The organism is Carnobacterium sp. FSL E2-0243 (assembly GCF_038003605.1).
GTDB lineage: Bacteria > Bacillota > Bacilli > Lactobacillales > Carnobacteriaceae > Carnobacterium > Carnobacterium maltaromaticum.
In genome coordinates this window covers 1-8,356 of sequence record NZ_JBBOPM010000004.1, presented here as the reverse complement: position 1 = coordinate 8,356, position 8,356 = coordinate 1, and the positions used below count along the sequence as shown (strand labels likewise).

Annotated in this window: 10 protein-coding genes and 1 pseudogene; 10 read left to right on the top strand and 1 reads right to left on the bottom strand. The window is 30.1% G+C overall.

Going from position 1 to position 8,356, the window contains the following annotated elements:
- Window positions 1-838, top strand: a pseudogene (locus tag MHI00_RS17670) (hypothetical protein); the annotation flags it as partial.
- A 94-nt stretch (window positions 839-932) separates the two neighbouring features.
- Here the strand turns inward: MHI00_RS17670 and MHI00_RS17665 are convergent.
- Window positions 933-1,460 carry a hypothetical protein gene (locus tag MHI00_RS17665; RefSeq protein WP_119907066.1) on the bottom strand — a complete coding sequence of 176 codons (528 nt, stop codon included), beginning with the start codon at window positions 1,458-1,460 and terminating at the stop codon, window positions 933-935.
- A gap of 329 nt (window positions 1,461-1,789) precedes the next feature.
- Between MHI00_RS17665 and MHI00_RS17660 the strand changes: the two genes are divergently transcribed.
- The 9 genes from MHI00_RS17660 (at window position 1,790) to MHI00_RS17620 (ending at window position 8,223) form a co-directional block, all read left to right on the top strand.
- Entirely contained in the window at window positions 1,790-2,245 is a 456-nt protein-coding gene (locus MHI00_RS17660) for a hypothetical protein (RefSeq protein WP_119907065.1), read from the top strand.
- A 2,416-nt stretch (window positions 2,246-4,661) separates the two neighbouring features.
- Window positions 4,662-5,291 carry an ATP-binding cassette domain-containing protein gene (locus MHI00_RS17655; RefSeq protein ID WP_119907083.1) on the top strand — a complete coding sequence of 210 codons (630 nt, stop codon included), beginning with the start codon at window positions 4,662-4,664 and terminating at the stop codon, window positions 5,289-5,291.
- Complete coding sequence (locus MHI00_RS17650) at window positions 5,288-5,806, top strand: hypothetical protein (protein ID WP_119907082.1); 519 nt, start codon at window positions 5,288-5,290, stop codon at window positions 5,804-5,806. The genes MHI00_RS17655 and MHI00_RS17650 overlap by 4 nt, the downstream gene beginning before the upstream one ends.
- A gap of 177 nt (window positions 5,807-5,983) precedes the next feature.
- Entirely contained in the window at window positions 5,984-6,595 is a 612-nt protein-coding gene (locus MHI00_RS17645; RefSeq protein ID WP_119907162.1) for a recombinase family protein, read from the top strand.
- Window positions 6,585-6,800, top strand: coding sequence for a hypothetical protein (locus MHI00_RS17640; RefSeq protein ID WP_119907163.1), 216 nt, complete (start codon window positions 6,585-6,587; stop codon window positions 6,798-6,800). Before MHI00_RS17645 ends, MHI00_RS17640 begins: the two co-directional genes overlap by 11 nt.
- Window positions 6,801-6,955: 155 nt before the next feature.
- On the top strand, window positions 6,956-7,399 hold the full coding sequence (locus MHI00_RS17635; protein ID WP_119907164.1) for a hypothetical protein: 444 nt from the start codon (window positions 6,956-6,958) through the stop codon (window positions 7,397-7,399).
- An 89-nt stretch (window positions 7,400-7,488) separates the two neighbouring features.
- Entirely contained in the window at window positions 7,489-7,731 is a 243-nt protein-coding gene (locus tag MHI00_RS17630) for a hypothetical protein (RefSeq protein WP_119907165.1), read from the top strand.
- Window positions 7,732-7,764: 33 nt separating this feature from the next.
- Window positions 7,765-7,989: a hypothetical protein gene (locus MHI00_RS17625; protein ID WP_119907166.1), complete on the top strand. Its 225-nt coding sequence runs from the start codon at window positions 7,765-7,767 to the stop codon at window positions 7,987-7,989.
- A 45-nt stretch (window positions 7,990-8,034) separates the two neighbouring features.
- On the top strand, window positions 8,035-8,223 hold the full coding sequence (locus MHI00_RS17620; RefSeq protein WP_119907167.1) for a hypothetical protein: 189 nt from the start codon (window positions 8,035-8,037) through the stop codon (window positions 8,221-8,223).
- The last annotated feature ends 133 nt before the right edge of the window (window positions 8,224-8,356 follow it).

Below are 8,356 nucleotides of genomic sequence, written 5' to 3'. Positions count from 1 at the left end.
TACAGGGTTTAGTGGGAATTTAGGGTTTAAAATGCCTAAAGAGTGGGCCTTCGACCAATTTATTGAAATGACCGTTGGTAGAGGAGACATGTTGTTTCCAATTGATCAAGTTGCTTCTTCTGGACGAGACGCGGGAGTGAAAAATTTTGATATTGATTCTAGCCAGAAAGTGAATACTATCAGTCATAATATATTGAATGGATTGAATCTACAGACCTTTTTTAAAGACGTTATTATTGTACCCAATAAGATATATGAACAACATTTAGGTGCAATTGATCTTTATTTAACAGCAAGGAACACTTGGTCTTCTGATTCAAAAGAAGGAACGGCTAAAATTGTGGTAACAAATGGGATTGCAGACATGAAAGTATACCTTAACCCAATACAAGAAACGCTTGATAAATACAATACTATTTTTAAAGACGTAAAAAGAAACAGTATTGAAAGTGCAATTAATCGATTGGGGCCTACAGTAAAAAATGGGATAATTGAGACTGGTTTAGCTGCACGAAATGGGAAAATCGGAACGAAAATCATTGTGAAAAGTGAGTATAAAATAAAACGAAATGGTCAAACACTAACAGAAAAATTAGAATTGATTATTGAAATCTATGTAAATCAAAGTAATGTCGCTCCGATTCCTGTTGCAGACTATGAACTGGTAACGAAGTCAGTTGAAAATAATACTTTGCCAGTTTCCGTTATTGCAATAAGTGGAATAGTAATCATAGGAGGAATTATAGCAATTCCTGTCTCTGCCGTAGGAACTGGTGTTGGGGCTATTGCAGCTGTATTTATATCTGTGATTGCGTGGGGATCAGAATTAATGTCATAATTAATAAACAGTACAAAGGATATTTTACCTGTGGTATCTATTAAATATTTAAATAGAAGCAATTAGATTAAATTCAATCTAATTGCTTCTTTATTTAATACACCAGATTAAAAAATTCTGTAATAAGTGATATTATTAAAAATATTTCAGAAAATAATAGTGAAATGAGTGAAGTTTTTTTATAAATTGTAATCTTTGAAGGAATTACTATAAATTTATTTTTTTCAGAAGGGTGTGAATTAGACCATTGTCTTATAGAGAATCTTTCTTTTTTAAGCAATCTAAAGTAATTAATAACAATACAAACATTAATGATAGTTGCTAGTCCTTGTAAAGCTATTCCAAATTGAATACCATTACTGATAATATCTGAATTTGAAAAAAATAAAAATAATCCAGCCGTGAATAGTATGATTCCAAGAATATAAAGAATATACATATAAATATATATTTTTTTTTCAAAGGGATACATTAAATAAAGTGGGTGCTCATTCAGTTTTATTTTACGATAAGAGTTGTTTTTATAAAATGTTTTTACTTTAATTTTATATGAAATAATTGAAACATAGCATATTAAAATAAAAAAACAAGTAAGACTAAAAAAAGGGTAGTTTGCTATCATGATGATACCTCCAATATTTGCTAGTATTTAGGGTTTTGTTACAAAGTTCTAATAAAATCACATTCAAAAAAATTATGGAGAACAAAAGTGTATACAGTTGATTTAATAGTATTTCCGATTGTAAAATCTATTATTTTTTTATCATAACTAAACTTTGAAACAAAATTGTATTTTCGTCGATGTGTTTCATCAGATTATAGCGTATATCAAACTAAAAATAAAGCACATAGAACAATAAAATCATAAAGGAATTGTTAATTTTTATCGAATATGTTAATTTTATATTAGCGGAGGAGTTTTAACAAAAATTTAAAGGAGTGTATAAATTTATGATTAAAATGAAAAGGAATGTAATCATGCTTGCTTCACTGATATTTATAGGTATTTCATTGTTAGGTGTGGGATTAGCTTATGCTCAAGGTCCTAACACAACAGATCAAGCCTTCTCATTCACTTTTGGAGGACCATTGAGTATGAAATATACAGATTTTAGATATAAAGGAAACTCAAGCTCTATGTACATTAATATAACTAGTACCAGCGATAAAGGGCGTCCAGACTTCAAGATAAAACCACAAATGAATAAAAATAGCTTTGTTAGTGATGCTGGAAACGGCGGCACTGTAAATGTTGGGAAAAAGTACGAAGTATATAATAGCGTTAATGAAAGTGGATCTAATTTAGCACGCTTTAGAGGTGAACGTTCTACTTGGGGTTCCCTCACATTTAAAGGGAAATGGTCTCCAGATTACACCAAAGAAAATGGAGTAACCATTTTAAAATAATTGACACTGTCCTCCGCTAAACTATGATATAGGGAGCTAAAGTATGCTTTTTTACCGAATAAAACAACTATCTAAAGAAAAAAGTTTATGGATATCTTTTTTTATTTTGATGATTCTATCAACAGTTCAAGTGATTGACACTTTAAATGTAGAACAATTAAAACAACCTGGTTCCTATCCTACTAGCTTAAGTTATGCTTGGATATTATCAAATGATGGGAATTCTTTTTTTCCTTTCTTCTTTCTGTTTCTCATAATCCCACTATCTAGTATGCCATTCTCCTATCATCTTTCAAAAGAAGTAAAAAAAGGGTTCGCCAATTACGTGATAGTCCGTTCAACCTTAGTTTCATATTTAAAAAATATGCTTATACTAAATTCCATCGTTTCTTTGTTTTTAGTCGGTGTTCCCTTGATTTGGAACCTTCTTTTGTCTAGTTTTTTCTTTCCTGTTTTAAAACCATATGAATTAGTGGACTACATGAGAAAATTTCCTATCACTGAATATGAGACAATGAACAAATATATTTATCTAAATCATCCAATACTAACTATTTTCATGTATATAACCATTACTATATTTTTAGCAATTTGCTTCAATAATTTCATCTTGCTTGTTGGGTATTTCCTTCCCAATTCTTATATTCTATTTTCATTGACAATTTTTTTGCCGTTACTTGGTATTACGTTACCGACCACGTACACTCTATCTCATTTGGTTTTTTTAATGGTAGTATCAAACAGTATTAGCTTATTTAGTTTTATTTACCCAATTCTTTTTCTTTTACTTGCATCAGGAGTTTCATTTTGGTTAATTGCGAAGAGAGGGGGAATAAAGATCATATGAATCTGATCCATTTTTTTAAAAGAGGGCAACTAATACTTCTGCCCATTTCGTTCGTTTTATTACTTTTTGCAAGTATCTATTGTCTAAAACAACTTAGTTATTCTAGTCAGTCCATTTTAGAAATTATTGAACACCCCTTTTTTTTGGAAATATTTGTTATTCCAACGTTTTTAGTGTATTTTTCTCTGTCTGTAAAAAAATTATATAATGACTATGTAGAAGTTAGACTGATTGGAATTAAAAAGATTCACTATATGATGAAACAGTCATTTCCATATGTTTCTTTATTTATCTTAGTATACGTAAGCTCGATAGGAATTGGATATGTTTTTCAAAACCATCTTGTTTTTAACATCTCTTCAAATATGAATCGTTCAAATTTTTCTTTTGTTCTTTTAAATCAATTTCTGTTTTTTAGTTTAGCAGCACTGGTTCTTTTCAAATTTGCCAACAAGTATACAACCCTCTCTTTTCTGTTAATATTTATACCTGTAATGGATTATTTTCTTTTCTTTTCAAAATTAGCTCTCTTTCTAGGAATAATCAGTGGTCCAAATTTGCAGTTATATTTTCTTAGAAATGCTCTAGTCGCTTCTTTTATTTTTTTATACAGCATAACTAGTAATTACGGGCTTTTAAAAAGAGAATTTCTTTTGAGAATACGGTATTTAAAATTATTTTTTGGAATGCTCTTATGTTTAGTAATTGTGTTATTAGCCAATATATACCGTGAGAATATACTAATTGGTTTCTCTTTCTATGTGAATAATTTTTTAATGGGTGTGTCCTCTTCAAATGTCCAAGAAATTTATAATGGAGACTTCTTTTTGATTCCTTTTATGTGGATTGTCTTACAGCTAATGTATGTTTTTATGTTATCTTCCTGTCGATACGATGACTTTTATAAAAGTGGTGTCTATGTTTTAATAAGGTGTGGTTTCACAAAATTTAATCGGATTAAAAATTTTTCTTTGTTTCTTTTAACCATTCTTTTTATTTTTCTTTTCTATCTTTTTCCAATTGCTATGTACCAACAAATACAACCAGAAAATAGTCGTCTTTTTGATTCTGATTTAATATTCATTTTTTACTTAATTGTCGTTTTTATCCATACATTCTCACTGGGTCTTTTATATGAATACGGATCAATCCTGTATACTCCACGACTATCGGTAGTGGTTACTTGCATGATTATTATTACCAGTATATTTACTACAAGGCTCCCATTCGTAAATTTGAGTATGTTAGCTCATTGGATATCGAAGGACTATACCTATTCCACTATTTCCTTATCACTAATAATCGTTACACTACTGATTGGTCTTATGATTAGCTATTCCAAAAGACTGTTTAGGTAGTCTCGTTTGGTGCTGTAAGTTAGGTTATGCCAATAATGTTAATTTATTTTTTAAAGATAGAAAATGCTGTGAAATTTACACTCTGGTTTTGAATGTAGTCGAATTATAATTCTTATTTTCAATAGAGAACGATCCACATTTTTCATAAGTTTCTAAATTAATTAACACTACAGATAAATCATTATTTCTATAAGAAACGAGGGGTTTAAACTTGGAATTTATTAAACTGATTCATGTGACAAAAACGATTAAACGAGTAAACATTTTAGAGGATGTAAATCTTGCTATAAACAAAGGAGAATTAATTGGTATAATGGGCCCTAATGGTTCAGGTAAAAGCATGCTTTTACGGACGATTGTTGGATTAACGACCTATAATTCGGGAACTGTCTCTGTTGATGAACAAATTATAGGGAAAGATATCGAACATCCGTTAAGTGTGGGAATTTTGATTGAACATCCTGTATTCATAGATGAATTAACAGCCTTCGAAAACCTAAAGATGCTAGCACTCATTAAAAATGTGATTCCATCTAAACAAATTGAAGAAAGTTTGAAGTTAATCGGTTTAGAAGAGGCTAGAAATATTAGAGTGAAAAATTTCTCCTTGGGAATGAAACAAAGACTTGGCTTAGCACAAGCACTAATGGAATCCCCCGATTTGTTAGTTTTAGATGAACCCACAAACGCTCTAGATGAAGAGGGCATTGAATTAATTAAAACAATATTGCTTACAGAAAAAAAGAAAGGTACAACCATTATAATCACAAGTCATGACAAAGGATTTATTGAACAAATTAGCGATACTACAGTTCGTATTTCAGAAGGGAAAATGAAATGAGAAAATTTCTAATCCCCAGTTTAATAAGCATAATAATATTATTATCCATTGTACGAATTGTACATGTTAATAAAAATAATGACCTCTATAAAGTTTCGGAGCATTTATTTTTAAAAGAAGACAAGATTAAATTTAACCAGATTAGTTTTAAAATAAAAAAAATAGATCCTTCTTTTGAACAATATAGTGAAGAAAATGAAGCCAATATGATTTACACTCCTGTGTTTGTAGATGTGACCAATATTGGCAATTCAACTATTAATGTTGATAATACAATGACAATTTATGAAAACTATAAGAACTTTACAAATTTAACTTCTTGGACTGTAACGAATGCAGAAAAAGAGTTAGCACCAGGAGAAACGTCTGAAATTTTAATACAAGTAGAATTTGGAAAAGGAGCTTTTTGGGGGTACTATGAAGATTATCAAATAGGAAAGAACTTTTCTTTGTTAATTGTAGACAAAAACCAAACAAAAGGAGTACATGTTTATAAAATTCAATTACCGAATTAAAGGACCATTTAGGAGGTGGAACAGAAGAAATTGATGAGACAGACTTTAATAGAGTAACATGAGTGAGGTAGTCACCAACTTATAAGTTGTTGACTACCCTTTTTTTTATTGGTATCATTGACTTGCGGGGTGGTCAGATACTCTATTCTGTATGTTTTTGGAAATGGAGGGGTAAAATTGGCAATTTATGGGTATGCGAGAGTTTCAACTCTTGGCCAAGAATTAAAAGAACAAAAATCATTGCTTAAGAAAAATGGTGCTGAAATAATATTTGCAGAAAAAATGTCGGCCACAAATCGAAGTGGAAGAAATGAACTGAAAAAATTATTAGATTTACTCAAACCAGGCGACACAGTTTTAGTAAAAAAAATTGATCGTTTGGCACGAAGTATAAGAGACCTTAGAATGATTGTTGATGAAATAATTGAAAAAGGTTCTTCAGTAATTTTTATTGACGACAAGATGGAATTTAATGGTGCTGAAAAATCTAGCCCATTGCAAACTATGATGTTAAATATGCTAGGATCGTTTGCGGAGTTTGAACGTGATCTAATTGTAACTAGAACACAGGAGGGCAAGGCATACGCTAAAAAGACCAATAAGAGCTATCGTGAAGGACGTCCAAAGGCAAAACTCACGACCAGAAAAATGGAAGCTTACGACAAATTAATGTCTGGTAAGAGCTATAAAGAAGTGGCTAAAGATACCGAGTTTAGTAAAAGTACGTTGCAAAGAATAAAACGCCAAGTTCAAGAAGAACGGCAGAGGGAGCAAGAAGATGGAAAATAAAGTTATTATAGGTGATCCAGCAAGAGTAACAGGACAAAGTTATTCAATGGTGCTTGACCTCATTAAAGAGGTTACAAAGAATCATGAAATTATTGTCATTGATGGAAAGGGGGAGTATGATTTTATGAAAAAATCAGTTCCTAAAAATGTAACTATCGTAAAAAGCAAAAATGAATTAAAAACTAAAAATGAAAACAAAAAATAATATTGCTTTTAATCTAGTTCTAAATTTTAATTTTTTAAAAACTATAGAACATAAATATTGCAACAATTATCATACTATGGTAGTGTAATATCGTAAAAACAGAGCGTAAAGGAAAACACACTAAAAACCACTATCGATTGAAGAGAGGTGTATACATGAACGTAACACGAGAGTATTTTACCGATTTAACAGAAAAAATTTTTATTAATCTATGTGAGTATACCCATACAGAAATCGTAAGAGAGGGCTTGGCTATTAGTACAGCTCAAAAAGCGACTGATGCAGCTAAACATGATAATAAGAAAGAAAAAGTATTTGGTTTTAGAACAGATACTTTAGTACATGTAGCAAAAATTGTTGATAAACTAAATAAAAAAAAGAAAGATGTCAAATCAAATTATGAAAAAGAATTAGAAAAAAGCATAAAAAAAACGATCGATGATTTTCTTGAAGACAAAACATTTACAGAATTAAACAGTCTAAATGTTATTCCAAGAGCACAAGTAAGTAGATTGAAAAAACACAAAGAAAAAGCTAATTATTATATGGAAACTATCGGTAGATTAGCAGATTATTTGGAAATGAAAGATTCTAAGTAATTTAGAGTTGATGAATAACTAAGCATAAAACAGCAAGGTTTTGCATAAAAATCACCGGAAAAAAGAAATGATAAAATGGAGGAATAAATATGGATATTAATTTAGGTAATATAGATAATCGTTCAGCCATTTATCGGGTAGGAATAGGCGAGGTAGTTACAGTAGTGTGGTTAGAATTTGATGAAGATGGCAATTTTTTTATAAAAAATGAAAGCGACATGGAAGATAGAATCGATTCATTAGATAATGAATTAAAACCTAAGATAAGAGCTTTTATTGCTTCAACAAATGATCTCATTCATACAGCATATTTGATGGAAAATAATAAATAATGCAATTAAAGAGAGCTTTTTAAGGAGAAATTTATGCAATTAGTTATAGGTGATACCATTACGGCAATTTCAATTCAAGGAAATAATGTTACTGGTAACGTAACAGCCATATTAGAAAATACAGTTATTCTGTTTTGTGGGTTGAATAATCATGTAGTTTCAAAAAAAGAGTTAAAGAAACAAGGATATAAATTTACAAAGGTAGTAAAAGGGACAAAATCAATTGTTGTTTCATCAAATAGAAATCTCAAAGAATAAATTTCCAACTGAAATTAGTTGTCTTTTAAAGAATAGGAGAATACTATGCAAACTAAAATAGACGCATTAAATGCAAATATGGAAAAACTGAAACAAGAGAACGAAAGGTTAGCAACTACCAATGATTTAAACAATCAAGCCATTCTAAAACTGTCAGGTGAAGTAAGCGATCTACAACTAGAAAATGCAGACTTAAAACGGAAGATACAAAATTATAAAAGAGGGGTAAGATGATGAAAATTTTATAGGATTTTTTGTTATTTTTAATTTTCTACAGGAAGATCCAAAACTCCTGGCGTCGACGTGCAGCATTAAATTGTAAAAGTTGTCAAATCAACCTTTACAATGTGATTTAAATCGAATAACT

Excerpts from the sequence above, each read along its gene's own strand:
- MHI00_RS17630 (WP_119907165.1), top strand. The coding sequence starts at position 7,489 with ATGGATATTAATTTAGGTAATATAGATAATCGTTCAGCCATTTATCGG.
- MHI00_RS17635 (WP_119907164.1), top strand. The coding sequence starts at position 6,956 with ATGAACGTAACACGAGAGTATTTTACCGATTTAACAGAAAAAATTTTT.
- MHI00_RS17650 (WP_119907082.1), top strand. The coding sequence starts at position 5,288 with ATGAGAAAATTTCTAATCCCCAGTTTAATAAGCATAATAATATTATTA.
- MHI00_RS17640 (WP_119907163.1), top strand. The coding sequence starts at position 6,585 with ATGGAAAATAAAGTTATTATAGGTGATCCAGCAAGAGTAACAGGACAA.
- MHI00_RS17625 (WP_119907166.1), top strand. The coding sequence starts at position 7,765 with ATGCAATTAGTTATAGGTGATACCATTACGGCAATTTCAATTCAAGGA.
- MHI00_RS17665 (WP_119907066.1), bottom strand. The coding sequence starts at position 1,460 with ATGATAGCAAACTACCCTTTTTTTAGTCTTACTTGTTTTTTTATTTTA.
- MHI00_RS17660 (WP_119907065.1), top strand. The coding sequence starts at position 1,790 with ATGATTAAAATGAAAAGGAATGTAATCATGCTTGCTTCACTGATATTT.
- MHI00_RS17620 (WP_119907167.1), top strand. The coding sequence starts at position 8,035 with ATGCAAACTAAAATAGACGCATTAAATGCAAATATGGAAAAACTGAAA.